Source organism: Amycolatopsis sp. NPDC005232 (assembly GCF_040607795.1).
In the GTDB taxonomy this organism is placed as follows: Bacteria; Actinomycetota; Actinomycetes; order Mycobacteriales; family Pseudonocardiaceae; genus Amycolatopsis.
The window spans coordinates 52,079-77,876 of record NZ_JBEXHL010000001.1; the positions used below are offsets into that span (position 1 = coordinate 52,079).

Sequence of the window (25,798 nt, forward strand, 5' to 3'; positions counted from 1 at the left end):
CACCCGTTTGTGCTTTCCTACAAGCCTGATGACGACCGTGAGAACCCTGCTGGGCCTGCCCGGCCTGCGCCCGCACCCGAGCACCGCCGAGGACCTGCTCGACCACGCCGTCACGCGGATCTACGTGACCGAGCTGCCCGACCCGGGCCGCTACCTGACGGCGGGTGAGCTCGTGCTGTCCGGGCTGCTGTGGTGGCGCGCGCCGGGCGACGCCGAGCCATTCGTGGCGGCGCTCGCGGCCGGGGGCGCCGCCGCGTTGGCCGCGTCGGGCGCCGACGCCGGTGGCATCCCGGAAGACGTCATCGACACGTGCGCGCGCCACGGCGTCCCGCTGCTGGAAGTGCCGCCAGACCTGTCGTTCGCCGTGGTCACCGAACGCGTGGTGCTCGCACTCGCGGCCGCCGCCGACGGGGCGCGCAAACGCTTGCTCACCGCCGCCGCGGAGGACGCGCCGCTGGAAGACCTGCTGGCCCGCGCGGCCGAGGAGCTGGGCACGGCGTGCTGGGTCCTCTCGGGCGTGCCCCGGGTGGTGGCCGGCACGGCGCCGCTGCCGGTGTCGGCGGCCGAGCCCGTGCGCCAGTTCGCCGCCGCCCGCGCCCGCCCGACGGCGGCGGGCGGCCTGACCGTGCTGCCGGTGGAGAGCCGCCACGCGGTGCCGTGGCTGCTCGCCGTGGACGGACCGCTGAGCACCGCGCAGACCGAGCTCGCCGAGGAGCTGGCCGGGCTGGTCGGTTTGGCTCGCGCGCGGTCGCGTCCGTCGCCGGCGCCGCTCGGCGGGAACGTCCGCGCGGTCGCCCTGCGGACCGAGGACAGCGCGGAGGCCCACGACGTCCTCGCCGAACTCCTGGCCACCACCGGGAAAGCCGTCACCCCGACCGGCAGCCGCGACCACACGGAGGCGCTCGCCCTCGTCGCCGACGACGGTTCGTGGCCCGCCGGCTGGGCCAACGACGCCGTGACCGCTCTGTCCACAGTGGAACCTCTGCTGCGCGCGACGCGGATCCTCGCCGGTGTCAGCGATGCCGTGCCCGCGGCGGAATCACGCGGCGCGTTCGAAGTGGCGCGCCACGCGCTTTCCCTTGCGGCGGACCGGGAAGGCGACGTGGTGGTCGTGCCCGCCGCCGCGCTCGGCGTGCACCAGCTCCTGCTCGCCGGCGCGTCCACCGACCTGCGCGCCGCGTTGCGCCGGCGCCTGCTCGGGCCACTGCTCGACTACGACGCCGAGCAGCACTCGGACCTCGTGCGCACCGTGCGCGTGTTCCTCGAGTGCTCCGGCTCCCCCACGCGCGCGGCGAAAACCCTGCACATCCATGTGAACACCCTGCGTTACCGCATCGGCCGCGCCGCCGAGCTGCTCGGCGTGGACCTCACGGACTTCGTCGCGCAGGTCGACGTATACCTGGCGCTGGTTTCGGAGTCCTGAAGCCGGGAAGGGCCTCCGAGGAATTCCTCGGAGGCCCTTCCCGGACCTAACCGGCCAAAACCAGCCGACCTTTGCCAACCACGGCGCGAGATCGCGCCGGTTTCTTCCCGGCCGACATGGTCGGCCCGGGGGGCCGCCCATGTCGGCCGGGAAGGAGCCGGCTCCAAGGCGATCTCGCACGCGTCGGCGGAGCCGACGCCAAATTACAGAGCCTTCGCGGCCCGGTCGGCGACCAGCTTCAGGAACCGGCCCGGGTCGGCCAGCTCGCCGCCCTCGGCCAGCAGCGCCATGCCGTGCAGCAGTTCCGCCGTCTCGGCCAGCGAACCGTCCGCCGGGTTCTCCGCGAACGCCTTGCGCAGCCCGGAGACCAGCGCGTGCTCCGGGTTGAGCTCCAGGACCCGCTTGATCTGCGGCATCTCCTGGCCCATCGCGCGGTACATCTTCTCCAGCGTCGGCGTCATGTCACCCGAGTCGCCGACGATGCACGACGGCGAGGTGGTCAGCCGCGAGGAGAGGCGGACCTCCTTGACGCTGTCGGTGAGCGTCGCCGACATCCACTTGAGCAGGTCCGCGTACTCGGCCTTCTGCTCGTCGGACGTCTCGTCGCCGCCGAGGTCGACCTCGCCCTTGGCCACGGACTGGAACGACTTCTCCTCGAACCCGCCCACGCCGTCGACCCACATCTCGTCGACCGGGTCGGTGAGGATGAGGACCTCGTACCCCTTGGCGCGGAACGCTTCCAGGTGCGGCGAGTTCTCGATCACCGTGCGCGACTCGCCGGTGAGGTAGTAGATGTGCTCCTGGCCTTCCTTCATCCGCGAGACGTAGTCGCGCAGCGAGGTCGGCTTCTCAGCGTGGTGCGTGGACGCGAACGACGAGATCTCGAGGATGGCGGGGCGGTTCTCCGGGTCGTCGAGCAGACCCTCCTTCACCGCGCGGCCGAACTCGCGCCAGAACGTGGCGTACTTCTCGGCGTCCTCGGTCATCATCGTCTTGATCGTGGAGAGGATCTTCTTCTCCAGCCGCCGCCGGATCGCGCGGATCTGGCGGTCCTGCTGCAGGATCTCGCGCGAGACGTTGAGCGAGAGGTCCTGCGCGTCGACGACACCCTTGATGAAGCGCAGGTAGTTCGGCATGAGCGCTTCGCAGTCGTCCATGATGAACACGCGCTTCACGTACAGCTGCACGCCGCGCTTCGCGTCCCGCATGAACAGGTCCATCGGCGCCTGGGACGGGATGAACAGCAGCGCCTGGTACTCGAACGTGCCCTCCGCCTGCATGCGGACGGTCTCGAGCGAGTTGTTCCAGTCGTGGCTGATGTGCTTGTAGAACTCCTGGTACTCCTCGTCGGAGACTTCCGAGGAGGGGCGGGCCCAGAGGGCCTTGCGGGAGTTGACGGTTTCGAACTCCGGGTCGGTGCGTTCTTCGGAGCCCTCCTCGGCGCCTTCCTCCGCGGCCTCAAGGGGGCTGGCCTGCTTGGCCATCCGCACGGGCCAGGTGATGAAGTCGGAGTACCGCTTCACGATCTCGCGGACCTTCCACTCCGACGCGTAGTCGAAGAGGTGGTCCTCGTCGTCGGCCGGCTTGAGGTGCAGCGTCACGGCGGTGCCCTGCGGGGCGTCGGCCACCGGCTCGATCGTGTAGGTGCCCTCGCCCTCGGACTGCCAGCGCACGCCGTCGGCGGTGCCGGCCTTGCGCGTCACGAGGGTGACCTTGTCGGCGACCATGAAGCTGGAGTAGAAGCCGACGCCGAACTGGCCGATCAGGTCCTGCGAGCTTCCGTCTTGCGACTCTTTGAGCTTGCGCAGGAACTCGGCGGTGCCCGACTTGGCGATGGTGCCGATGAGGTTCACGACGTCGTCGCGGCTCATGCCGATGCCGTTGTCGCGGACGGTGAGGGTACGGGCGTCCTTGTCGAGGGTGAGCTCGACGTGGAGGTCCGAGGTATCGGCTTCGAGGTCCTTGTCGCGGTAGGTCTCGAGGCGGAGCTTGTCGAGGGCATCGGAGGCGTTGGAGATGAGCTCGCGGAGGAAGATGTCCTTGTTCGAGTAGATCGAGTGGATCATCAGCTGGAGGAGCTGGCGGGCCTCGGACTGGAATTCGAGGGTTTCGGGCTGTGCTGCTTGAGTCGCCGCTTCTTGAGACATGGTGTCGCGTTTTTCCTTTCCCACCCCACACCAGAAAGACGGCAGCGAGCCTACCTGGGGTGGGTTGCTGTCCTCGCAGGGCGTGTTGCGGGTGCAGGCCCTCGCAGGGGCGTGTTGTGTGGGGTGCAGGCCCTCGCGGGGCGGCTCGCGTCGGGTGAGCACCCCGAAGCTGGGTGCCGGGGCGGGTCTGGGTGCAGGTTCCGCTGCGTGGGTGGGCGGCGGTCGTGAGGGTGGACGCGGCCTGGGTGAGGCGCCGATTCGGGCAGGCGGGCGGCGGTGGGTGGGGCGTCAAAGCACCCCAATGTGGCGTTCGGTGCGTTGAGCGCAACCAACGCCGCATTGGGTGCGGTGAGCGCAACCAACGCCGCGTTGGGGTGCGTTCAGTGGGGCGTCAGGTGAGGCGGCGGGCGTAGCGGTCGAGGGTCGCGGCGTCGAAGGGGAGTTCGGCCGCTTCCAGGGCGCCGCAGTGGAGGCCGCCGAGGAGGTAGTGGGCGAGGGCGGCGGCGGTGGCGGGTTCGTCGAGGACGCCGGACGAGGTTTGGGAGGCGTAGTCGCTGAGGCGTTTTGCCGCGGTGGGGAAGCCTTCGCGGTAGAAGGCATAGGTGGCGGCGAAGCGCGTCGGCAGCTGGTTCGGGTGCAGGTCCCAGCCCTGGTAGAAGCCGTTTTCCAGGGAGCGGCGAACCAGGCGCAGGTGTTCGGCCCAGGCGCCGGGCAGGTCGTCGCCGATCGGCAGGCGGTTGGTGGAGCCGTCGGAGAGGCGTACGCCGGTGCCGGCGGCCGCGACCTGCATGAGGTGCTTCGCGAAGTCGGCGGCCGGGTGGGCCATGCTCTGGTAGGCGGCGCCGATGCCGAGGCCCGCGCTGTAGTCGTAGGTGCCGTAGTGCAGGCCCGAGCAGCGGCCGGCGGCGGCCTGGATGATGCGGGCCACTGCGACCGTGCCGTCGTGGGCGAGGATCGACTGCGCGGTCTCGATCTGTACCTCGAAGCGCAGCGTGCCTTCCGCCAGGCCGTAGGCGACCTCGAGCTGCCCGAGTACGTCGGCCGCCACCGAGACCTGCTCGACGGCGGTCACTTTCGGCAGCGTGACCACGAAGCCGTCGGGGAGGTTGCCGTTGCTGAGCAAACCGGTCAGGAACAGGTCCAGTGTGCGGATGCCGCGCCGGCGCGTGGCGGACTCGAAGCTCTTGAAGCGGATGCCGACGAACGGTGTGCCGCCCGTGGTCGCGAGGGTCTGCCCGGCGGCCAGGGCGGCGGCGTCCTCGGCTTCGTCGCCCGGGTTGCCGTAGCCGTCCTCGAAGTCGATCCGCAAGTCCTCGATCGGCTCGCTTAGGAGCTTCGCGCGCACGCGCTCTGCGACGTCCGCGTCGAGGCCGAGTACGTCGCCGCGCTCGACGAACACCCGCATGGCCTGCTTGCCCCAGTCGGCGACCAGGCGCGTGCGGTACTCCGACGCCGGCACGTACACGGTGTGCACGGGGCGGCGGCCCGGCGGCTCACCGGGGTACAGCGCCGCGACGCGCGCATCGGCCTCGGCCAGGCGCGCGTCGGCGGCGGTGTAAACGTCCTCGGTGAGCCTGCCGTCCCGCATTACTTGATGTGCTCGTAGGCCGGCAGCGTGAGGAAGTCCGGGAACTCGTCGGCGAGCGCGACCTGCTCGAACAGCTCGACGGCCGGGGTGAGCACGTCTTCCTTGACCTCGGCCGACAGCTCGCCGCGGACCTCGGCCACCACGCCGCGCACCAACTCCGCGGTGACGGTGTCGCCGGTGTCGAGCTGCGTGCCGTTCTTGACCCACTGCCAGATCTGCGACCGCGAGATCTCGGCGGTGGCCGCGTCCTCCATGAGGTTGTGGATGGCCGCCGCGCCGTTGCCGCTCAGCCAGGAGGCGATGTAGCGGATGCCGACCTCGACGGCGGCGCGCAGGCCGGCCGCGGTGGCGCTGCCCGGCGTCGAGGCGACGTCGAGGAGCTGGTCGGCGGTGACGCTGACCTCGTCACGGGTGCGCTCGAGCTGGTTCGGCCGGTCGCCGAGAACCTTGTCGAACTCCTCCTTGCAGAGGGCGACCATGCCGGGGTGCGCGACCCAGGAACCGTCGAAGCCGTCGGCCGCCTCGCGCGCCTTGTCGGCGTGGACCTTCTCGAACGCGCCCTCGTTGACCTTCGGGTCCTTGCTCGGGATGAACGCCGCCATGCCGCCGATCGCGAACGCGCCGCGCTGGTGGCAGGTGGCCACGAGCAGCTCGGTGTAGGCGCGCATGAACGGCGCGGTCATGGTCACCGAGTTGCGGTCCGGCAGCACGAACTTCTCACCGGCGTCGCGGAAGTACTTGATCACACTGAACAGGTAGTCCCAGCGGCCCGCGTTGAGGCCCGAGGCGTGCTCACGCAGCTCGTAGAGGATCTCCTGCATCTCGAACGCGGCCGGGATCGTCTCGATCAGCACGGTGGCGCGGACGGTGCCGTGCTCGATGCCGAGGGTCTTCTCGGCGTGGGTGAACACGTCGTTCCACAGCCGCGCCTCGAGGTGGCTTTCCATCTTCGGCAGGTAGAAGTACGGTCCCTTGCCGCGCTTGAGCAGCTCGGCGGCGTTGTGGAAGAAGTACAGGCCGAAGTCGACCAGCGCGCCGACACCCTGGCGGCCGCCGAAGGTGAGGTTGCGCTCGTCGAGGTGCCAGCCGCGCGGGCGGACCACGATCGTGGCGTGCTCGACGTCGTCCTTGAGCGCGTAGCTCTTGCCGCCGCTCTCCAGCGTGATGGTCTCGCGGATGGCGTCGGACAGGTTGACCTGGCCGGACACGACGTTGGCCCAGTGCGGCGTGTTGGCGTCCTCGAAGTCGGCGAGCCACACCTTGGCGCCGGAGTTGAGGGCGTTGATGGTCATCTTGCGGTCGGTGGGACCGGTGATCTCCACGCGGCGGTCGCGCAGCGCCGGCGGCGCCTCGGCGACCTTCCAGTCGCCCTCGCGGATCTCCTTCGTCTCCGGCAGGAAGTCGAGCCGGCCGGTCGCGCGGGCCTCTTCGCGGCGCTTGCCGCGGGCCGCGAGCAGCTCGTCCCGGCGCGCCGCGAAGGCGTCGTGGAGCCCCGCCAGGAAGGCGAGGGCTTCCGGCGTCAGGATCTCGTCGCCGCGCTCCACCGAGCCGCCGAGGACCTGGACTTCAGACATGCGAAACACCCCGAGTCGTACTTTGGATAACGTCCCTACGGTTTTTACCTGACGGACTATAGTTTCTGCATAGCGGAAGCTCAAACGCTCGGAAGAAGAGGACCTGTGAGGAGGACCACCGGTGGCAGCTGAGAAAGGCGGACGGGACGGCGGCGTCCAGTCCCTGCAGCGCGCGTTCGAGCTGCTGGAGCACCTCGCGGACACGGGTGGGGAGGCCAGCCTGTCGGAGCTCGCGACCCTGTCGGGGCTGCCGATGCCGACCATTCACCGGCTGATCCGCACCCTCGTGGATCTCGGGTACGTCCGGCAGAACACGAACCGCCGCTACGCCCTCGGCGCGCGGCTCATCCGCCTCGGCGAGAACGCGAGCATGCAGTTCGGCTCGTGGGCGCGGCCGCTGCTGGTCGAGCTCGTGGAGGAGGTCGGCGAGACGGCCAACCTCGCCGTGCTGGAGCGCGACGAGGTCGTGTACGTCGCCCAGGTGCCCTCCAAGCACTCCATGCGCATGTTCACCGAAGTCGGCCGGCGCCTGCTGCCCCACGGCACCGGGGTCGGCAAGGCGATGCTCGCGCAGCTGCCCGTCGACGACGTCGCGGCGCTTCTGGCGCGCACGGGCATGCCCGCGTACACCGAACACACCTTCACCGACCCTTCTTCGCTCGCCGTCGAGCTCACGCGCATCGCGTCGCAGGGTTACGCGCTGGACGAGGCCGAGCAGGAGCTCGGGGTCCGGTGCATCGCCGTCGCGGTGCCCGGCATGCCGGTGCCCGCGGCGGTATCCGTGTCCGGTCCGTCCGGCCGGCTGACCGCGGACGCGGTGGCGAGCATCGCGCCGGTGGTGCAGAAGATCGCCGACCGGCTTTCGCAGCAGCTGCCCGTCACCTGAGCTCGCCCGCCAGCAGGTCCATCAGCAGGCCGTCGTGGAAGGTGCCGTCGGGGCCGCGTTCGTACTGGCGCAGCAGGCCGACGGGCCGGAAGCCGAGCTTGGTGTAGACGTGCACGGCCTTCTCGTTCGCGGCGGCCGGGTCGATCGTGAGCCGGTGGTGGCCCCGGGCGAACAGGTGCTGCGCGAGCACGCGGATGGCCTCAGGGCCGATGCCGTGGCCGTGGTGGGCCGGGTCGACGGCGATGTCGATGCCGGCGTGGCGGTATTGCGGGTCGAGTTCTTCGGAGCTCTGGATGAGCCCGATGACGTCCCCGTCGCGTTCGATGGCGTAGCTGGAGTAGCCGGTATCCTCCTCGAGGAGGGTTTCGACCTCGGGCTCGGCTTCGCCCCACCACTGCGCGACTTCGGGCGTGGACAGGATTTCCTGGGCGCGCTGGCGATCGTCACGCGTGAGCGGACGCAGGCGGACGCGCGGGCCTTCGATGATCATGACCGGGTTTCCTCTCGTCGGGGGGTGTTCGGGTGACGAGGGGAAACGGGCGGTCCACGCGGGCGTCAATACACACCGCGAGTGTGCGCCGGCGGGGACCGGTGTGTCACCTCAATTGCTGATGACGTGGTCGTCCACCTTCACCGAGTAGCGGACGTCGCTGCCGTTGACGGTGTTGATGGTCGCTGTGAGGCCCGCCCTGGTCGTGCCGGCGCTCAGCTCGCAGCGCATCTGCTGCCCGACTTTCGCGTCGATCGGCCCTGGGCACGTCACCGTGTCCGGCCGCTGCCCTATCGAGCTCTGCAGCGCGTCGGCGATCCCCTTCTCCAGATCGGTCTTCGCCACCCGCCGCGTCACCTCTACGTGCGCGGAACACCCGGCCACCAACGCGATGCCACACACTGCGACCACCAAACGACGCACCACAGCCAGCCTCCTCTAGGCCCAGACGGAACGCGGAACCAAATCGAGCAGATCGCACCGCAAATCCAAGGCGGCGACGAGTTTTTCGGGGTCACGGTGATCGACGAGGCGGTCGTAGACCTCGAAGTTCGCGCCGAACAGGGAGAATCCCCGGAACTGGCGCGGGTCGGTCTTCAAGAAGTGGGTGACCTGCGGGACGAGTACCGCCTGCGCGAAGCGATCGTCGCCGGTGAGCACCTCGTAGCGTTCGTCGAACTCGGGGTCGCCCACTCGAAGGTCGCCGCGTCCGATCGAGTCGTTCACGCGGCTCTCGAGCGCCACTGCCGGGCCCACTTGCAGGGCAGGGCCGAGTTTCGGAGTGCGCACCCACACGGCCCGCGTGTAGTGGATGGCCACGCCGCGTTGGCGCACCTTGAACCTGGCGCCGAGGAAGGGTCGTCCCCGGTGCGTCCCGCTCACGATCTCGTGCGCCTCGAACGCCTCGGGCAGCCGCGCGAACGGATCGGTCGGTGAGAACAGCTCGTCCGCGAAGGAACGCTGCAGATAGTGGTCGCCTTCGTTGTAGTAGGCGCAGTAGGAGTCGTTGCGCTCCTCGTACCGCCAGCCCCGCCGCGGCGCTTCCTGGCCCAACCGCTGCAGCACCGCGGTTTCGGCGCGCTGCATACCGCGGTTGTTCCACACCACGAACCACGTCACCGCGGCCGCGATCAGGAGCGTGCCGCCGATGACGATCACGAGGATGAGCGCTGTGCTCACCGGGTCGGCTCTTGGTCGTAGACGCTGAAGTCGTCGAAATCGTCGTCCGCGGGCGCTGCTCGAGTCGGCTTCGGCGGGGCCGGCGCTGCCGGCCGCGGGGCGCCGAAGAGCTGCTCGTCGGAGTCGAGCACGCGGTCGAGGAACTCTGTACTCCCCAGGCCCCGTCGCACGACTTCGGCCTGCATCCGCGCCGCCGCGGCCTGCGCTTCGCCGATCGCTCGCAGCACGTCCGACGACAGCACAGCGGGATCCGTTTCCCGGGCCCGTTCGCTGAAGGTGACCGACGCGATCGCGCCGCCGGGACCGGCGACCACGGTGACCACGCCGTCCGGTGAGGTGGCGCTGCCCATCGCGTCTTTCAGTTCGTCGGCCACGCGCTGGTATGCCTCGGCCCGCAAGCGGTTGTCGGCCGCGGCCGTGTCGATCGCCTCGATGCGCGCCAGCAGCTGCCGTGCGGTGTCGTTCATGCCGCCTGCTCCGGTTTGACGGTGGTGAGGAACTTCTGGAAGTCGTCGATGACATGCTCGAACTGGTTTTCCAGCAGCGCGGACAGCACGATGTGCAAGACCGCACGCCGCTCCGGGTTTTGCTGGTCTCGCATGACCATGAACACCTGGAACTGCACGAGGTCCACCTGCTTGCCCTTGAGGCCGACGGTCAGCTTCACCGCCTGCGTGAGACCCGGGTTCTCCGCCGAGCCGACCTCGTTGCGTCGTCCGAGCTGCACGCCCGCGGCGCCCGCGCTCCGCAACCGCTCGACGGCCTCGTCACCGATGGCCGTGAGCGGCGCGTCGTCCTCGCGGAGCTCGCCGGTGATCGTGATGTTCGCCGTGAAGCCCTCGCGCGAACTGCCGGTGTTGAGCGCGACGAACGCGGCGTCCGGCGTGCCGACTTCGTCGGGCGGAACGGAACGCCATCCGTCCGGCAGCTCGAAGACGATCGGGACGGGGAGAGTGCCTGCCACTGTGTCTGCTCCGAATCTCTGGTGGTCAGAAGCCAAGGAAGTCGCCCACAGCGCCCGCGGCGTTCGCGATGCCGTGCCCGACGTCGGAGGCCACGTCGGCGACGTCACCGGCCACGTCCTGCACGGTGTCGACGACCTCACCCGGATCGATGCTGAGGTCGAACCCGACCTTGCCACCGATACCCAAGGCCACGCCGAGCGAAGCACCGACGTGGAACTTCCCGTCGTCGCCCATGCCGAACTGGGCGCTCGCCTCGGCCCCGACGCCGGCCCACGCCTCGCCGTGCGCACCGGCGGTGACACCGGCGACCTCGGCGCTCGCGTTGCCCTCGATGCGGCCGCCCGCGAATCCTTCTACGCTGCCCTGCATCCCGGACCAGCCGAGCGATCCCTGGGCGGACGCCTTGGCTCCGACCTCGGCCGAGGCATCGCCCTTGACCGCAACGTGGTCGCCGTAGTGGACCTCACCCTGGGCACTGCCCTTGGCCAGGTACGCCTCGGCGGACGCACCCGCCGTGAGACCCAGCGGGCCCGCACCGGCGTGCGCCTCGGCGCCGGCGCCGAGGGCCGCGCCCTCGATTTTGCCGCTGCCGCCGAAGGTTCCGTCGCCGAACTTCCCCTCCAGCGAGCCGTCGACGAGGTCGACACTCGCGGACGCCGACACGGTGCTTTCGGAGGTGTCGATGCCGAACTTTTCGAGGAGGCCGCCGAGTTTGTCGGTGAGCATGCCGTCGGACTGCGAACCGAATTCGCGGGAATAGTTCTTGCCGCCCTTGTGGTCCTGCCAGCCGCCGGGGTCCTCCTCGACCTTGACCCACTTCTTCTTGTCGGGGTCCCACTCCGTCTTCGTCTCTTTGTCGCGGTGCTCCGCGCCGAACTCGTGAGAATCCCCGAGATCCTTTTTGTACGTGCCGTCGGCCTTCTTCTCGAACCCGAGCTTCTCCGCCGTGGAGCCGCCGGCCTCCTCGAGAGCGGCGCGGGCGGCCCGCAAGATCTGTTCGGCCTGACGAGTCGCGCCCTGGCCAGGATCAGCAAAGGCCGGGACCGAGTACCCGCCGGTGAGGGCCTGGTAGGCGTCCACAATCCACTGCGAGGACGCGGCCCGCGTGGCTGCCTGACCCTGTGTGTACAGCTCGATCGCCCGCTGGGCTTCAGACTGGCTGCGAGTCAGGGCGTCGCCGTAATCGGCGAGGGCATTGGCCCCGGTGCCCAGGACGCCGATGGTGTCGAACCACTTCTTCGGCTCCCGGCCGAAGGTCTCGCGGAACCGGTCACTCGCTTCGCCGGACCACTGCTTCGCGTCAACGCCGGACAGGCCGTCGGAGATCGCGGCCATCTTCTGGATGTTGCGGACGAGATCCTTCAGGTCTCCCGAGATGAAGCGCGGCTCGCCGGGGACGAGGTCCTTCGGGTCGGTCGTATCCCCCAGTTCGGCGGCCATCAGAACACCGGTCCTTCGCGGTCCGCCTCGGTTACGGGGTCAGGGCACTGGACCTCGGACTTCGGACCGGGGAACAGTTCCCGGGAGCGCTCGGGACTCATCACGTCCGGCGGGAGTTCGTCGATCGACCCGCTGATGCGGCCGCTCGCGCCGCCGGTCCACGCGGGACCGAGCTTCTCGCCGTCGTCCGGCTTCGGGTCAACGGAGGTGTGCAGGACCTCGCCGAGTGGGCCGAAGATGCCGCCGCCGGAAGAGCCGCCGAACGCCTTCGCCGCGGTCTTCACGATCGAGTCGCTCGCGGTGTCGTCGGCGCTCGCGTAGCGGACCGCCGCCGTGCGCAGGTCCTCGCCGTGGCCGTGGGCCTTGCCGGTGAGTCCTTCGACGACGGACTCGATGTCCGCGATGAAGCTGCCCCAGCCCGCCTGCACGCCGGGGTGCCCGTAGTTGCCGCTCGGGCCCTGCCACAGCAGGCCCGCAGCGCCCCCGACGACGTCGCCGATCGTGTCGGCGGCGCGTTCGAGCTCCTCTGTTACGGCGTCGAACCCGCCCGTCATCCCCCGTGAACCCCTCGTCCGGCCTGCAACGACGAGTCCACGGTGGCAGAAACTCACGAGGGTTCTGCCCGCTTCGCCGGTTGATCACCTCAACGGGCGAATCCTGTCTCAGCCGAGCAGGGCGTCCACGAACGCGCCGGGCTCGAACGGCGCCAGGTCGTCGGGCCCTTCGCCGAGACCGACGAGCTTCACCGGCACCCCGAGCTCCTTCTGGACCTGGAAGACGATGCCGCCCTTGGCCGTGCCGTCGAGCTTGGTGAGAACGATGCCCGTGACGTCGATGACCTCGGAGAACACGCGGGCCTGGGCGAGGCCGTTCTGGCCCGTGGTCGCGTCGAGCACCAGCAGGACCTCGTCGACCTTCGCCTGCTTCTCGACCACGCGCTTGACCTTGCCGAGCTCGTCCATGAGGCCGGTCTTGGTGTGCAGGCGGCCCGCGGTGTCGACGAGGACCGCGTCGGCGCCTTCGTCGATGCCGCGCTTCACCGCGTCGAACGCGACGGCCGCGGGGTCGGCGCCTTCCTTGCCGCGCACGACCGACGCGCCGACGCGCTCGCCCCAGGTCTGGAGCTGGTCGGCGGCCGCGGCGCGGAAGGTGTCGGCCGCGCCGAGCACCACAGTGGAGCCCTGCGCGACGAGCACGCGCGCGAGCTTGCCGGTGGTGGTGGTCTTGCCGGTGCCGTTCACGCCGGCGACGAGCACGACGGCGGGCTGCTTCTGGCCGTCGACCTCGTGCGGCAGCGCGCGCACGGCGCGAATGCCGTCCGTGGACAGCGAAGCGGTCAGGACCTCGCGCAGCACTTCGCGCGCTTCGGCGGGCGTGCGCACCGCGCGGCGCGACAGCTCGTCACGCAGGCGTTCGACGATCTGGGTCGTGGTGGCCGCGCCGAGGTCGGCGATGAGCAGCGAGTCCTCGACGTCCTGCCAGGAGTCCTCGTCGAGGTCGCCGGCGCCGAGCAGGCCCAGCAGGCTCTGGCCGAACATCGAGCGCGACTTCGACAGCCGGCCGCGCAGGCGATCCAGGCGGCCGGCCGCGGGGTCGATCTCGTCGATCGGGAGGACCGGCTCGATCGGTTCGACAGTGCCGGCGACCGGCGCGGCCGCGGGGCCTTCCGACTCCGGCTCGGGCAGCTTGACGTCGCGCATCGTGCGCTGGTCGGAGTCGCGCGGCACCGCGGCGTCGTCGCCCACGGCGGGCTGGCCGTCGACCTCCGGGCGGTCCTCGACGGGGTGCTCGGCCGGCACCGGTTCCGCGGCAGGGGCAGCCTCGGCCTCACCTCCGGGCGCGAAGGTGATGCCGCCGGACGCGGTGTACCCGCCGCCCTTCGGCTTCTCCTCGACCTTGCGCGTCTGTTCGAGGCTGATCCGCCGCCGACGTGCGATGAGCAGCCCGGACACCAGCACGGCGACCAGGACGACGACGGCGACGATGACGATCCAGAACCAGGTACTCGACACGCACCCATCCTGTCATCTGCTCCGATGCTCCCCCGGACACCCCACCGCGCTGCACCCTTCAGGCCAACGGATCACACGTACAGTTCCGATTCGGCCAAGACTTCACGACGTGGGTTGCGTCACCGCTTCACCCCGACTAAACCACTCCGGATGAAAACCCACGGCTTCCGCGTCCTCGGCCTCCTTTCGGGGACTTCGGTCGACGGCATCGACGTCGCCGTCGCCGAACTGCACGCCGAAGACGGCACCGTGGTCCTCACCCCGCTCGGCGAACTCGACGTGCCCTTCACGGCGGAAACCCGCGAAGCCGTGCTGGCCGCACTGCCGCCCAACCCGAGCAGCGCCGAAGCGCTCACCGTGCTCGACACCCGCGTCGGCCAGGCTTTCGCCGAAGCCGCCGCGCGGGGCATCGCCGAGCACGGGCCCGTGGACGTGATCGCCTCGCTCGGCCAGACCGTCTACCACTGGGTGGAGAACGGCGTGGCGCTCGGCACGCTGCAGCTGGGCCAGCCCGCGTGGATCGCCGAACGCACTGGCACCCCCGTCGTCGCCGACCTGCGCATCCGCGACATCACCGCGGGCGGCCAGGGTGCGCCGCTCGCCAGCACGCTCGACGCGTTGTGGCTGCGTGGCCTAGCCGAGGAGGCGGGCAAACCCGTGGCCGCGCTGAACCTCGGCGGCATCGCCAACATCACCGTCGTCAGCGGCAGCGACACCGTGCTCGCCTACGACACCGGCCCCGCCAACGCGTTGCTCGACCTCGCCGCCGCCCGCGTGACCGGCGGCGAGCAGCACGCCGATGTCGACGGGAAGCTCGCGCTGGCCGGCTCCGTCCGCCGCGACCTGCTCGACCGGCTGCTCGCCGACCCGTACTTCGCCGCAGCACCACCGAAGTCCACCGGCAAGGAGCACTTCCACGGTGACTACCTCGACGCCGCCCTCGCCGGCGTGGCGCCGCTCACGCCCGAAGACCTCCTGGCGACGCTCACCGAGCTCACCGCCGCGACCGTCGCCGCCGAATGCCGGCGCCACCACGCGGCGACGGTCGTCGTGTCCGGTGGCGGCATGCGCAACCCCGCCGTGATGGCGGCGCTGGCGGGTAACCTCCCGGGCGTCACCCTGCGCACCAGCGACGACCTCGGCCTGCCCGGCGCTGGTAAAGAGGCGTACCTGACCGCATTGCTCGGCTGGCTGAGCTGGTGCGGCGTGCCGGCCACGTTGCCGTCCGCGACGGGCGCGCGCGGGCCCCGGCTGCTCGGCGCGCTCACCCCGGGCGCGCACCCCCTGAACCTTCCGGCCCCACTGGGGGGCACCGTGAACCGCTTGCGGGTCACGGAAGTTGGCGCACGACGGTAGGAGAAACCCCATGAACCCAGTCGATCTGGTGATCGTCATCGTGTACCTGGCAGCGATGCCGATCATCGGCGTGCTGGTCGGCCGCAGACAGAAGTCCGCGAACGACTACTTCGTCGGCGAACGCAGCATGCCCTGGTGGGCCGTCACGCTCTCGGTCGTGGCCACCGAGACGTCCACGCTCACCGTGATCTCGACGCCGGGCCTGGTCTTCGGCAGCGAGTTCCTCTTCCTCGAGGTGGCGTTCGGCTACATCCTCGGCCGCATCGTCGCCGCGTTCGTGCTGTTGCCCCGCTACTTCCGTGGCAACTACGTGAGCGCGTACGAGTTCCTCGGGCGCCGCTTCGGGCGCGGGCTGCAGGGCACGGCGTCGGTCACGTTCGTCGTCACGCGCCTGCTCGCCGAAGGCCTGCGGCTGTTCGCCGGCGCCATCCCGATCAAGGCGATCCTCGACCACTACGGCATCCACACCTCGTACTGGCACATCGTGGTGCTGCTGACCGCGCTCACGCTCATCTACGCGTTCGTCGGTGGCATCAAGTCGGTGATCTGGGTCGACGTGATCCAGTGGTCGCTCTACGTCCTCGGCGCGATCGGCGCGGTCGTCTTCCTCTCGACCAAGCTGCCCGACGGCTGGACGTCGATCGCCGCGAGCCAGGGCCGCTTCCAGCTCACCGACTTCACGTCCAACATCATCACCAGCCCGTACGCGTTCATCGGCGCCGTGGTCGGTGGCGCCTTCCTGTCGATGGCCTCGCACGGCGCGGACCAGCTGATCGTCGGGCGGCTGCTGTCGACCAAGAGCCTGCGCGACGGCCAGCGCGCGCTGATCGGCTCGTCGTTCGTGGTGTTCGTGCAGTTCGGCCTGTTCCTGGTGGTCGGCGCGATGCTGTGGGTCTACACCGGCGGCAAGACGGGCGCGACGGCCACGGCGGTCGCGGCCGGGAAGATGTCCGGCGACGACGTGTTCTCCAACTTCATCGTCAACGACCTGCCCGTGGGCCTGGCGGGCCTGCTCATCGCCGGCATCCTCGCCTCCACGATGGGCGCGCTGGCCTCGGCGCTCAACGCACTGTCCACTTCGACCATCGCCGACCTCTACCAGCGCTTCACGAACCGGTCGGTCGAGGACTCGAAGCTGCTGCGCCACGGTCGCATGTGGACGCTGATCTGGGCGGTCGTGTTCGCTATCTTCGCGTCGCTGTTCACCAACTCGAAGGACCCGGTGATCCAGCAGGGCCTCGGCATCGTCGGCTACACCTACGGCGCGCTGCTGGGCTCGTTCTTGCTCGGCCTGATCGTGAAGAAGGCGCGCCAGCCCGACGCGATCGTCGCGTTCGCCTGCTCGGTGGTGGGCATGGCGTTCCTGATCCTGTTCGTCAAGTTCGACAAGGCGACCACGGCCGTGCACATCCAGTTCGGCGCGGCCACGAAGACGCTCGTGCCGCTGGCCACCTACTGGTACACGTTCGTCGGTGTGGTGATCACGATGGTCGTCGGCGGGCTGCTCGCGCTGCGCCACCGCGACGCCGACCCGAACGCCACAGAGGTCGACCTCCCGAAGGAGGAAGTCACCGTCTGATCACCGCTGCGAGATTTTCCCCGATCGGGTGAACCGTCCCGGGGTGGGCGCTCGTGCACCTGACGAGCGCCCGCCACCGGATGGCGGGCCCGGATCAGGCGGGGACGATGAAGCGGATTTCTCTGGCACTGGCGGCGGGTTCGATGATCCTCCTGGGCGGTGCGACGGCGTGTTCGTCGGCCTCCGGGGCCGCGGCGGCCGACCCGGGCGCGGCGAACGCGGCGGCCGGGGCCCAGGCCGGAGCGCCGGCGCAGTCGCAGGCCGAGACCCAGGACGGCACCCCCGAGGTGATCGCGGCCCCCGCGCAGGTGCAGGTGCCGCCGGGCAACAAGCGCGTGGCCACCTTCCACGGCGAGGGCGTGCAGATCTACGGCTGCACCGACGGCGCGTGGACCCTGATCCAGCCCGCGGCCATCATGTCCGACAACGGCAAGGCCGTGGCCCTGCACAGCAAGGGACCGGTGTGGACGTCCACTGTGGACGGCAGCACGGTTGCCGCCACTGCCATGCCCGGCAAGGCCGTGCAGCACACCGACGCGATCCCCGAGATCCTGCTCAAGTCCGACCAGGACACCGGCAAGGGCGTGTTCGGCACCGTCACCTACGTGCAGCGGCTGGCCACGAAGGGCGGCCTCGCCCCGAAGGGCGCGTGCACCACGGGCCAGCAGACTTCCACGCCGTACTCGGCCGAGTACGCGTTCTGGGCCGCGAACTAAAAGCAACAACGGAAAAGGGGCTTCCCGGTCACCCCGGGAAGCCCCTTTTCGCACGTCCGCACTCAGCCCGCGGGCACCGGCTCCTCGTCTTCGGCGCGCAGGCGCTGCGAGATCACCTTCGTGATGCCGTCGCCCTGCATGCTCACGCCGTAGAGCGCGTCGGCGATCTCCATGGTCGGCTTCTGGTGGGTGATGATGATCAGCTGCGACGAGTCGCGCAGCTGCTCCAGCAGCCCGATCAGCCGGCGCATGTTGGTGTCGTCGAGCGCCGCCTCGACCTCGTCCATCACGTAGAAGGGTGAAGGACGGGCGCGGAAGATGGCCACCAGCATGCCCACGGCCACCAGCGACTTCTCGCCACCCGAGAGCAGCGACAGCCGCTTCACCTTCTTGCCCGGCGGGCGCGCCTCGACGTCGACGCCGGTGGCGAGCAGGTCGTTGGGCTGGGTGAGCACCATGCGACCCTCGCCGCCCGGGAACAGCACGCCGAACACGGTTTCGAACTCGCGCGCGACGTCGGCGTAGGCCGAGGCGAAGACCTCCAGGATCTTCTCGTCGACCTGCCGGATCACGGCTTCGAGGTCCTTGCGCGTGTCCTTGAGGTCCTCGAGCTGGGTCGAAAGGAACTTGTAGCGCTCCTCCAGCGCCGCGAACTCCTCCAGCGCCAGCGGGTTGACCTTGCCCAGCAGCGTCAGGTCCTTCTCCGCGCGCTTGGCGCGGCGGGCCTGCGTGTCGCGGTCGTACGGCATGGGCGGCGGCATGGTCACGTCCTCGCCGCGCTCCTTGGCCGCCTCGTACTCGGCCATCTCGCCCGCGCTCGGCGGCACCGGCACGTCGGGGCCGTACTCCTGGACCAGGTCCGCGAGGCCGATGCCGAAGTCCTCGGCGATCTTGGTCTCGAGCGTCTCCAGCCGCAGCCGCTGCTCGGCGCGCAGCACCTCGTCACGGTGCACGGCGTCGGTGAGCTTCTCGAGCTCGCCGGACAGCTCGCGGACCTTGGCGCGCACCGCGGTGAGCGCGGTCTCGCGGGTCTGGCGCTGTGCCTGGGCTTCATCGCGCTCGGCGGCCGCGCGCTGCACGGAGTGTTCGATGCGTTCCAGCGCGAGCTCGCCGGCGTTGACCACGGCGTTGGCGATCGCGGCGCCGCGCTCCCGCGCCTCGCGGGCCTTGGCGGCGCGTTCCCGGGCCTGCTGCTCGGCGAGCGCCGCGCGGCGCAGCGACTCGGCCCGCCCGGCGATGCTGCGCGCCCGCTCCTCGGAGGTGCGCTGCGCGAGCCGCGCCTCCATCTCCTCCTGGCGGACCACGGTCAGCTGGGCCACGGCCTCGTCGCGCTCGGCCGTGTCGGGATCGTCCTCCACCGGCTGCTCAGCGACTGCGGCGAGCCGCTCCTCGAACTCGGCCAGCTGCTCCAGCGCCTGCTCGCGGCTCTGCTCCACCTTCGCGCGCTGCCCGGCGAGGCGCTCGACCTCGGCCTGCGCCGAACGCGCGGCCTGCTGCATCCGGTTCAGCCGCTCCGACGACCGCGCCTTGCGGACCTTCGCGTCACCGAGGGCATCCTTGGCCTGGCCGACCTCTTCGCGCCGGGCCTGCTGCTCGGCGCGGGCGCCTTCCAGCTCGGCGGTGTGGCGCTCCAGCGCACGCTCGGCCGTGCGCAGCCGCTCGCCCGCCTCGTCGACGGCGGCCTGGACCTCGATCACGCTCTCGCGCGCGGCCGAGCCACCGGCGACCCAGCGGGCGCCGAACACGTCACCTTCGCCGGTGACCGCGCGGACGTCCGGGTGGCTCACGACGAGCTGCCGCGCCACTTCCAAGTCGTTGACCAGCGCCAGCTTGTCCAGCGCCTGCTCGACGGCCGGGCGCAGCTGCTCGGGCGCGGTCACGACCTCACGGGCCCAGCGAGCGCCGTAGGGCAGCATCGGCCACGACGACGTGTCCACAGTGGACCCGTAGCTGCCCAGCACGATGCCGGCTCGGCCGGAGTCGGTGTCCTTCAAGTACTTCAGCGCGGTCAGCGCCTGCTCGCCGCCGGCCACGGCCACGGCGTCGGCGACCGGCCCGAGCGCGGCGGCCAGCGCCACCTCGTGGCCCGGCTCCACCGTGAGCAGCGCGGCGACCGACCCCAGCAGGCCCGGCAGCTCGTGCGACGCGCCCAACAGCGCGCCGGCGCCGTCCTTGCGCTTGAGGCCCATCGACAGCGCCTCGACACGCGCCCGCTCCGACGCGATCTCGCGTTCGGCGGAGCGCTCGGCCTTCACCAGCTCTTCGACGCGGGCCTTGGCGGCATTGTTGGCCTCGACCGCGCGGTCGTGGCGCTGCATGAGGTCGGCGTCGTCGGACTCCTCGACGCCGCCCTCGGCCTTGGCCTCTTCGAGCTCCTCCAGCGCGATCTCCGCGCGCTCGGCGGATTCCTGCAGCGACACCGACAGGCGGTCGATCTCGTCGGCGGTGGCGCCGTTCTTGCTGCGCAGTGCCTCGACCTGGCCGGTCAGCTTCGCCATGCCCTCGCGGCGGTCGGCGATGGCGCGCACCGCGGCCCAGTGGGCGCGTTCGGCGGCCTGCACGCGCTGTTCGAGGTCCTCGCGCCGCAGCACCGTCTCGGCCAGCAGCTCCCGGGCCTCCATCACGGCCTCGTTGAGCTCCTGCTCGCGCTCGGCGACCTGCTCGGCCTCGGCCAGCAGCTCCTCGGGGTCGCGCCCGCCCGTCGGGGCCGAGACGTCGGACGACAGGTGGCGCTGGCGCTCCACGGCGAGCCGGACAGTGCCGCGCAGGCGCTCGGCCAGCGCGGAGAGCTTGTACCAGGTCTCCTGCGCGGTCTGCAGTTTCGGCGCGTCCTCGGCGAGCGAGGCCTCCAGCTCCGTCTCCTCGGCGGCCACGACCTCCAGGGCCTGCTCCACCTCGGTGCGGCGCTGACGCGCGGTGCGCTCGTCGGCCTCTTCGCGGGCGATGGCGCCTCGCTGGGTCACCAGGTCGTCGGCCAGCAGGCGCAGACGGGAGTCGCGCAGCTCGGACTGCACCGACTGCGCCTTGCGCGCGATCTCGGCCTGCTTGCCCAGCGGCTTGAGCTGGCGGCGCAGCTCGGTGGTGAGGTCGCCGAGGCGGTCGAGGTTGCCCTGCATGTTCGCGAGCTTGCGCAAGGTCTGTTCCTTGCGCTTGCGGTGCTTGAGGACGCCCGCGGCCTCCTCGATGAAGGCGCGGCGCTCTTCGGGCTTCGACTCGAGGATCGCCGACAGCTGGCCCTGCCCGACGATGACGTGCATCTCGCGGCCGATACCGGAGTCCGACAACAGTTCCTGCACGTCCATCAGACGGCAGCGGTCGCCGTTGATCTCGTACTCGCTCGCGCCGTCGCGGAACATGCGGCGCGTGATGGAGACCTCGGAGTACTCGATGGGCAGCGCGCCGTCGGCGTTGTCGATGGTGAGCGTGACCTCGGCGCGGCCAAGGGGGGCGCGGCCCGCGGTGCCGGCGAAGATGACGTCTTCCATCTTGCCGCCGCGCAGGTCTTTCGCGCCCTGAGTGCCCATGACCCAGCGCAGCGCGTCGAGGACGTTGGACTTGCCCGAACCATTGGGCCCGACCACGCACGTGATCCCTGGTTCGAACCGCAGCGTGGTGGCCGAGGCGAAGGACTTGAAACCCTTCAGCGTCAAGCTTTTCAGGTGCACGTGGTGCTGACCCTTCCGGCCGCGGGTACTGGCTCTACAGTCGGCCAAGGCTACCTGGGCACCCGCCGTGATCGTGGGAGGCCGCCCTCTCCCGGCGCGCCTAGCACAGAACGCAGCGCACCGGCAACCCCTTGTGTCCCACCCGTCACAGCGGTCACCCGGGCGGCGCAATGCGCCTGGCGCTGCCGCTCAGCGCTCGGCGAAGCCCGCCAGACCACCCTTCGCCGGGCTCCAGCGCTCGACGACGTGATCCACACTTCCGGGTGATTCTCCCGACCTCAGGGTGGCCAACAACCGCTCACAGTGGTCTCGACCACCCTCCGCTACCACCTCGACACGGCCGTCGGGCAGGTTGCGGGCGAAGCCGACCAGGCCGAGCTCCAGCGCGCGGCTCCGGGTCCACCAGCGGAAACCGACCCCCTGCACCTGCCCGTGGACCCACGCCGCCAGCCGGATGTGTGTTTCTTCCTCACTCACGCGTCCATCCTGCCCCACGCCACTGGCTGCGGACAGTGACGGGGCAAGTCCCGTACCTGCGCGAATGGGTCACAGGCGGTGATAACCTCCCGGCCGGGGTCCGCGTCCGGCGCCCCGATCCCCCGAACCACTCCGGGGAGCCGGACCGAACCGCGCCACGACTTCCGGCGTCGACCCGGGTGCCGACTCGTCTGTCAAAAGACTGCCGCACCCGACGACGCCGAAAACCGGCGACGACCCGACTGCCTCGACCCGTACAGCGTTGAACCGCATGTATGTAAGGAGCCTGCATGTCCCGTCCCGACGGGCCGGATCCGAGCTCACGCATCTCCGTCGCGCCACCGAAGGCCGCGAGCGGCCTCATGAACCGGGCCGGCTACGCCATCCTCGGCGTGAGCGGCCTCGTGGTCGCCACCGCCTTCGCCGCGGTCGCCGAACTGGCGGGCCCTGGCACCACCACCGCCACGTCCACCACCATCCCCGGCGGCGGCCAGGGCACCCTGCCGGGCAGCTCGCAGGTCGTTCCGGGCAACGCCGTGCCGGGCGCCCCGATGACCGTGACCGGCGAGCCGACCCCGGGCGACCCGACGTCGGTCCCCTCGAGCCCCACGACCGTGGTCTCCACGGGCGCCAACGGCGTGCCGACCACGTCTGTGGTCATCCCACCGCCGAACAACCCACCCGGTCAGCCGGGCAACCCGGGGCACCCGACGGGTGGCAACCCGGTGAGCCCGTCGACGACACCGCGCAGCGACCCGCCGCCGTCGACGCCGACCACCCCCACCACGCCGACGAAGCCGAGCGACCCGACGACCCCCACCGATCCGTCCGACCCGCCGCCGAGCAGCAGCGGTGGCGGAGGTTCGAGCAGCAGCGGTGAGCCGCCGAGCTCACCGCCGGTGTCGTCCTCTTCGGACGTTCGCACGACGGACCCCACCGGCCCGACGAGCTGACAACCGAGCCGGCACAACACGATGGCCGCCCCCGCGGGGGCGGCCATCGTCGTGTTCAGACCTCGAAGCGGTACCCCATCCCGGGTTCCGTGAGCAGGTGCCGCGGGCGTGAGGGCTCCGGCTCCAGCTTCCGCCGCAGCTGCGCCAGGTACACGCGCAGGTAGTGCGACTCCGTCTCGTACGACGGCCCCCACACCTCGTGCAGCAGCTGCTTCTGGGCCACCAGCCGGCCGCGGTTGCGCACCAGCAGCTCCAGCACACCCCACTCGGTCTTGGTCAGGTGCACCTCTTTGCCGTCGCGACGGACCTTCTTCGCCGCCAAGTCGATCGTGAAGGAACCCGTGTCCACCACGGCTTCCGCGCCGTCGGAGCCGGCCACGGTCGAGCGCCGCACGGCGGCCCGCAGCCGGGCGAGCAGCTCGTCCATACCGAACGGTTTCGTCACGTAGTCGTCGGCGCCCGCGTCGAGTGCCTGGACCTTGTCGGCCGAGTCGCCGCGCGCGGACAGCACGATGATCGGCACCGTGGTCCAGCCGCGCAGGCCGGCGATCACCTCGGTGCCGTCGAGGTCGGGCAGCCCGAGGTCGAGCACCACCACGTCGGGTTTGGTCTCGGCCACGGCCTTGAGTGCCGCGGTGCCGTCGTGCGCCGTGATCACCTTGTACCCGCGGGCGTTGAGGTTGATCCGCAGCGCGCGCACGATCTGCGGTTCGTCGTCGACCACCAGCACGGTGGCCGCCTTGTCGGGACTCACGAGCCCACTCCCTCCACAGCCTCGTCAGCGACTGAGCCGGCGGCCTCGTCGATCTTGAGGAGGTCCTTGTCCGGATTCTGCCCGGTGTAGGCGGGCAGCGAGATCACCACGGTGAGACCGCCGCCCGGCGTGTCCTCGGCCCGGATGCTGCCGCCCATCGCCTCGATGAAGCCCTTCGCGACCGACAGCCCGAGCCCCACGCCAGGCGTCGAGTCGCGGTCGCCGCCCAGCCGCTGGAACGGCGCGAACGCCGAATCCGCCGTACCCTTCTTCAGGCCGCGGCCGTGGTCCACGATCCGCAGCTCCACGTACTCGGAGTGCGCGCTCGCCCGCGCCGACACCACGCCGCCGCCGTGGCGCAGGGCGTTGTCCAGGACGTTGGCGATCACCCGTTCGAGCAAGCCGGGGTCGGCCAGCACCGAAGGCAGGCTCACGTCCACGCCCACCTTCACGTCGCGCGAGTTGTCCACGTTGGACAGTGCGTGGGCCACCACCTCGTCGTAGCCCACCGGCCGCAGGTGCGGCGTGACCGCGCCGGTGGCCAGGCGGGAGGAGTCGAGCAGGTTGTCGATGAGCCCGGCGAGCCGGTCGGCCGAGAGCTCGATGGCCTCGAGCAGCTCCCCGGTGTCCTCCTCGGACAGCGACAGGTCGGGCGCGCGCAGACTGCCGATCGCGGCCTTGATGGACGTCAGCGGCGTGCGCAGGTCGTGGCCGACGGCCGAGAGCAGCGTGGTGCGCAGCTCCGTCGCCTCGGCCTTGCGCTCGGCCGCCGCGGCGGCCGCGGCCATCCGCTGCTGGCGCAGCGCGAGCAGCGCCTGCCCGGCCACGGCGTCCAGCACCCGCCGGTCGGCCGCGGGCAGCGCCCGGCCGCGCAGGGTCAGGTGGACGTCGGCGGTCACCGCGATGTCCACGTCGGCCTCGTCCGGGTCGGCGCACGGGAACTGGCCGGCGATCGCGACCTTCTGCCACGCGCCGTTCTTCTTCTCCAGCAACGCGACCGACGTCAGGCCGAAGTTTTCCTTCACCTTCTCCAGCAGCCGCTCGATCGGGTTCGGGTTCGTCAGCACCGTGCGCGCGTACGACGCCAGCAGCGCCGCTTCCGTGCGCGCCCGCGCGGCCTGGCTGCCGCGCCGGGCCGCCGAGGCGACGACGAGGGCCACCAGCACGGCGACCACGATCATCGCCACGAGCGTGACCACGTTCTGCGGACTGTGCACGTTGAGCGTGTACAGCGGTGGCGTGAAGAAGAAGTTGAGCAGGCCCGCGCCGAACACGGCCGCGATCACCGCCGGGCCGAGCCCGCCGACGAGCGCGACGATCACCGTCGCGAGCACGTAGAGGATCACGTCGGTGGAGAACTCAACCGTGTCGCGCAGCAGCACGCCCAAGCCGGTCGCGAGGATCGGCAGCGCCAGGCTCAGCACCCAGCCCACCACGAGCCGCGACGGCGCCAGCGGGCTCGCGCCGAGGCGCGCCCGCAGCCGGCCGCCGGCGTAGGAGTGCGTGACCATGTGCACGTCGATCGAGCCGGACTGCTGCACCACGGCCGCGCCGATGCCCTCGTCGAACAGCCGCGCCACCCGCGACCGGCGCGAGGTGCCGATCACGAGCTGCGTGGCGTTGACCCCACGTGCGAAGTCGAGCAACGCCGTGGGCACGTCGTCGCCGACGACGGCGTGGAACGTGGCTCCGACCTCCTCGGCCAGCGTGCGGCTGCGCGCCATGGCCGTGGGCCCGAGCCCGGACAGCCCGTCGCCGCGCAGGATGTGCACCACCTGCAGCTCCGCGCCCGCGCGCGTGGCGATGCGGCTCGCGCGCCGGATGAGCGTCTCGCTCTCGGGGCCGCCGGTGATGGACACGACGACGCGTTCACGCGCCTCCCACGTGTCGGTGATCTTCTGCTCGGCGCGGTAGCGCTGCAGGGCGACGTCGACCTGGTCGGCGACCCACAGCAGCGCCAGCTCGCGCAGCGCGGTGAGGTTGCCGGGGCGGAAGTAGTTGCCCAGCGCGGCGTCGATGCGCTCGGCCGGGTAGACGTTGCCGTGCGCGAGCCGGCGCCGCAGCGCCTCCGGCGTGATGTCCACGAGCTCCAGCTGCTCGGCCTTGCGCACGACCTCGTCGGGCACGGTCTCCTGCTGCGTGACGCCGGTGATGCGCTCGACGACGTCGTTGAGGCTCTGCAGGTGCTGCACGTTGACCGTGGACAGCACGTCGATCCCGGACTCGAGCAGCTCCTCGACGTCCTGCCAGCGCTTGTCGTGGCGCGCGCCGGGCACGTTGGTGTGCGCGAGCTCGTCGATGATGACGACCTCGGGCGCGCGCTTGAGGACGGCTTCGAGGTCCATCTCGGCGAACTCGTGCCCGCGGTGGCTGACCGTGCGCCGCGGCACGATCTCGAGGCCGTCGAGCAGGTCTGCGGTCTTCTGACGGCCGTGGGTCTCCACGAGGCCCACCACGACGTCGGTCCCGCGCTCCAGCCGGCGGCGGGCCTCGCCCAGCATCGCGAACGTCTTGCCCACGCCCGGAGCCGCACCGAGGTAGATCCGCAGTTCTCCTCGGCGCGGCTTCGGGGTCGTACTCGGTGTGCTCACGCT

General features: G+C 70.7%; 21 protein-coding genes. 6 read left to right on the forward strand and 15 right to left on the reverse strand.

Annotation, left to right across the window (positions count from 1 at the left end):
* Positions 1-28: 28 nt before the first annotated feature.
* Entirely contained in the window at positions 29-1,423 is a 1,395-nt protein-coding gene (locus ABZU76_RS00270; RefSeq protein ID WP_354863563.1) for a helix-turn-helix domain-containing protein, read from the forward strand.
* 203 nt (positions 1,424-1,626) lie between these two features.
* Here ABZU76_RS00270 and htpG read toward each other — a convergent pair whose 3' ends face one another.
* From htpG to aceB, 3 genes are all read right to left on the reverse strand, one after another.
* The gene (gene htpG / locus ABZU76_RS00275; protein ID WP_354863565.1) at positions 1,627-3,570 is read right to left on the reverse strand and encodes a molecular chaperone HtpG; all 1,944 of its coding nucleotides are present in this window, start codon (positions 3,568-3,570) and stop codon (positions 1,627-1,629) included.
* Positions 3,571-3,961: 391 nt separating this feature from the next.
* A complete protein-coding gene (locus ABZU76_RS00280) occupies positions 3,962-5,158 on the reverse strand; it encodes an aldolase (RefSeq protein WP_354863567.1) in 1,197 nt (398 codons plus the stop codon).
* Positions 5,158-6,732 (reverse strand): malate synthase A, encoded by a 1,575-nt coding sequence (gene aceB, locus ABZU76_RS00285; protein ID WP_354863569.1) that lies wholly within the window; start codon positions 6,730-6,732, stop codon positions 5,158-5,160. The genes ABZU76_RS00280 and aceB overlap by 1 nt, the downstream gene beginning before the upstream one ends.
* 121 nt (positions 6,733-6,853) lie before the next feature.
* Here aceB and ABZU76_RS00290 point away from each other — a divergent pair, with 121 nt between their 5' ends.
* The gene (locus tag ABZU76_RS00290) at positions 6,854-7,618 is read left to right on the forward strand and encodes an IclR family transcriptional regulator (RefSeq protein ID WP_354863571.1); all 765 of its coding nucleotides are present in this window, start codon (positions 6,854-6,856) and stop codon (positions 7,616-7,618) included.
* Here ABZU76_RS00290 and ABZU76_RS00295 read toward each other — a convergent pair.
* From ABZU76_RS00295 to ftsY, 8 genes are all read right to left on the reverse strand, one after another.
* Positions 7,611-8,108, reverse strand: a complete 498-nt coding sequence (locus tag ABZU76_RS00295; RefSeq protein WP_354863573.1) for a GNAT family protein — start codon at positions 8,106-8,108, stop codon at positions 7,611-7,613. The two genes, ABZU76_RS00290 and ABZU76_RS00295, sit on opposite strands and share 8 nt — an antisense overlap.
* Before the next feature lie 111 nt (positions 8,109-8,219).
* Entirely contained in the window at positions 8,220-8,534 is a 315-nt protein-coding gene (locus tag ABZU76_RS00300; RefSeq protein WP_354863575.1) for a DUF4333 domain-containing protein, read from the reverse strand.
* 12 nt (positions 8,535-8,546) lie between these two features.
* Positions 8,547-9,287, reverse strand: a complete 741-nt coding sequence (locus ABZU76_RS00305) for a hypothetical protein (RefSeq protein ID WP_354863577.1) — start codon at positions 9,285-9,287, stop codon at positions 8,547-8,549.
* Complete coding sequence (locus tag ABZU76_RS00310; RefSeq protein WP_354863579.1) at positions 9,284-9,754, reverse strand: YbaB/EbfC family nucleoid-associated protein; 471 nt, start codon at positions 9,752-9,754, stop codon at positions 9,284-9,286. Before ABZU76_RS00310 ends, ABZU76_RS00305 begins: the two co-directional genes overlap by 4 nt.
* On the reverse strand, positions 9,751-10,251 hold the full coding sequence (locus ABZU76_RS00315) for a hypothetical protein (protein ID WP_354863581.1): 501 nt from the start codon (positions 10,249-10,251) through the stop codon (positions 9,751-9,753). The genes ABZU76_RS00310 and ABZU76_RS00315 overlap by 4 nt, the downstream gene beginning before the upstream one ends.
* Positions 10,252-10,276: 25 nt before the next feature.
* A complete protein-coding gene (locus ABZU76_RS00320) occupies positions 10,277-11,692 on the reverse strand; it encodes a putative T7SS-secreted protein (RefSeq protein ID WP_354863583.1) in 1,416 nt (471 codons plus the stop codon).
* Positions 11,692-12,246, reverse strand: a complete 555-nt coding sequence (locus tag ABZU76_RS00325) for a hypothetical protein (protein ID WP_354863585.1) — start codon at positions 12,244-12,246, stop codon at positions 11,692-11,694. The genes ABZU76_RS00320 and ABZU76_RS00325 overlap by 1 nt, the downstream gene beginning before the upstream one ends.
* Positions 12,247-12,354: 108 nt before the next feature.
* Complete coding sequence (ftsY, locus tag ABZU76_RS00330) at positions 12,355-13,704, reverse strand: signal recognition particle-docking protein FtsY (RefSeq protein WP_354863587.1); 1,350 nt, start codon at positions 13,702-13,704, stop codon at positions 12,355-12,357.
* Positions 13,705-13,854: 150 nt separating this feature from the next.
* Between ftsY and ABZU76_RS00335 the strand changes: the two genes are divergently transcribed.
* Genes ABZU76_RS00335 through ABZU76_RS00345 form a run of 3 tightly spaced genes read left to right on the forward strand, consistent with a single transcriptional unit; the run spans position 13,855 to position 17,355 of the window.
* A complete protein-coding gene (locus ABZU76_RS00335) occupies positions 13,855-15,060 on the forward strand; it encodes an anhydro-N-acetylmuramic acid kinase (protein ID WP_354863589.1) in 1,206 nt (401 codons plus the stop codon).
* Between the two features lie 10 nt (positions 15,061-15,070).
* Positions 15,071-16,639 carry a sodium:solute symporter gene (locus ABZU76_RS00340; RefSeq protein WP_354863591.1) on the forward strand — a complete coding sequence of 523 codons (1,569 nt, stop codon included), beginning with the start codon at positions 15,071-15,073 and terminating at the stop codon, positions 16,637-16,639.
* Between the two features lie 53 nt (positions 16,640-16,692).
* Positions 16,693-17,355, forward strand: coding sequence for a DUF3455 domain-containing protein (locus tag ABZU76_RS00345; RefSeq protein ID WP_354863593.1), 663 nt, complete (start codon positions 16,693-16,695; stop codon positions 17,353-17,355).
* A gap of 62 nt (positions 17,356-17,417) precedes the next feature.
* Here the strand turns inward: ABZU76_RS00345 and smc are convergent, their stop codons facing one another.
* Positions 17,418-21,020, reverse strand: coding sequence for a chromosome segregation protein SMC (gene smc / locus ABZU76_RS00350; RefSeq protein WP_354863595.1), 3,603 nt, complete (start codon positions 21,018-21,020; stop codon positions 17,418-17,420).
* A 189-nt stretch (positions 21,021-21,209) separates the two neighbouring features.
* Positions 21,210-21,497, reverse strand: coding sequence for an acylphosphatase (locus tag ABZU76_RS00355; protein WP_354863597.1), 288 nt, complete (start codon positions 21,495-21,497; stop codon positions 21,210-21,212).
* 290 nt (positions 21,498-21,787) lie between these two features.
* Between ABZU76_RS00355 and ABZU76_RS00360 the strand changes: the two genes are divergently transcribed.
* The gene (locus ABZU76_RS00360) at positions 21,788-22,450 is read left to right on the forward strand and encodes a hypothetical protein (protein ID WP_354863599.1); all 663 of its coding nucleotides are present in this window, start codon (positions 21,788-21,790) and stop codon (positions 22,448-22,450) included.
* 55 nt (positions 22,451-22,505) lie between these two features.
* Here ABZU76_RS00360 and ABZU76_RS00365 read toward each other — a convergent pair whose 3' ends face one another.
* Together ABZU76_RS00365 and ABZU76_RS00370 are read right to left on the reverse strand one after the other, a co-directional pair.
* Positions 22,506-23,204, reverse strand: coding sequence for a response regulator (locus tag ABZU76_RS00365; RefSeq protein ID WP_220237754.1), 699 nt, complete (start codon positions 23,202-23,204; stop codon positions 22,506-22,508).
* A complete protein-coding gene (locus ABZU76_RS00370) occupies positions 23,201-25,795 on the reverse strand; it encodes a sensor histidine kinase KdpD (RefSeq protein ID WP_354863602.1) in 2,595 nt (864 codons plus the stop codon). Before ABZU76_RS00370 ends, ABZU76_RS00365 begins: the two co-directional genes overlap by 4 nt.
* Between the last annotated feature and the right edge of the window lie 3 nt (positions 25,796-25,798).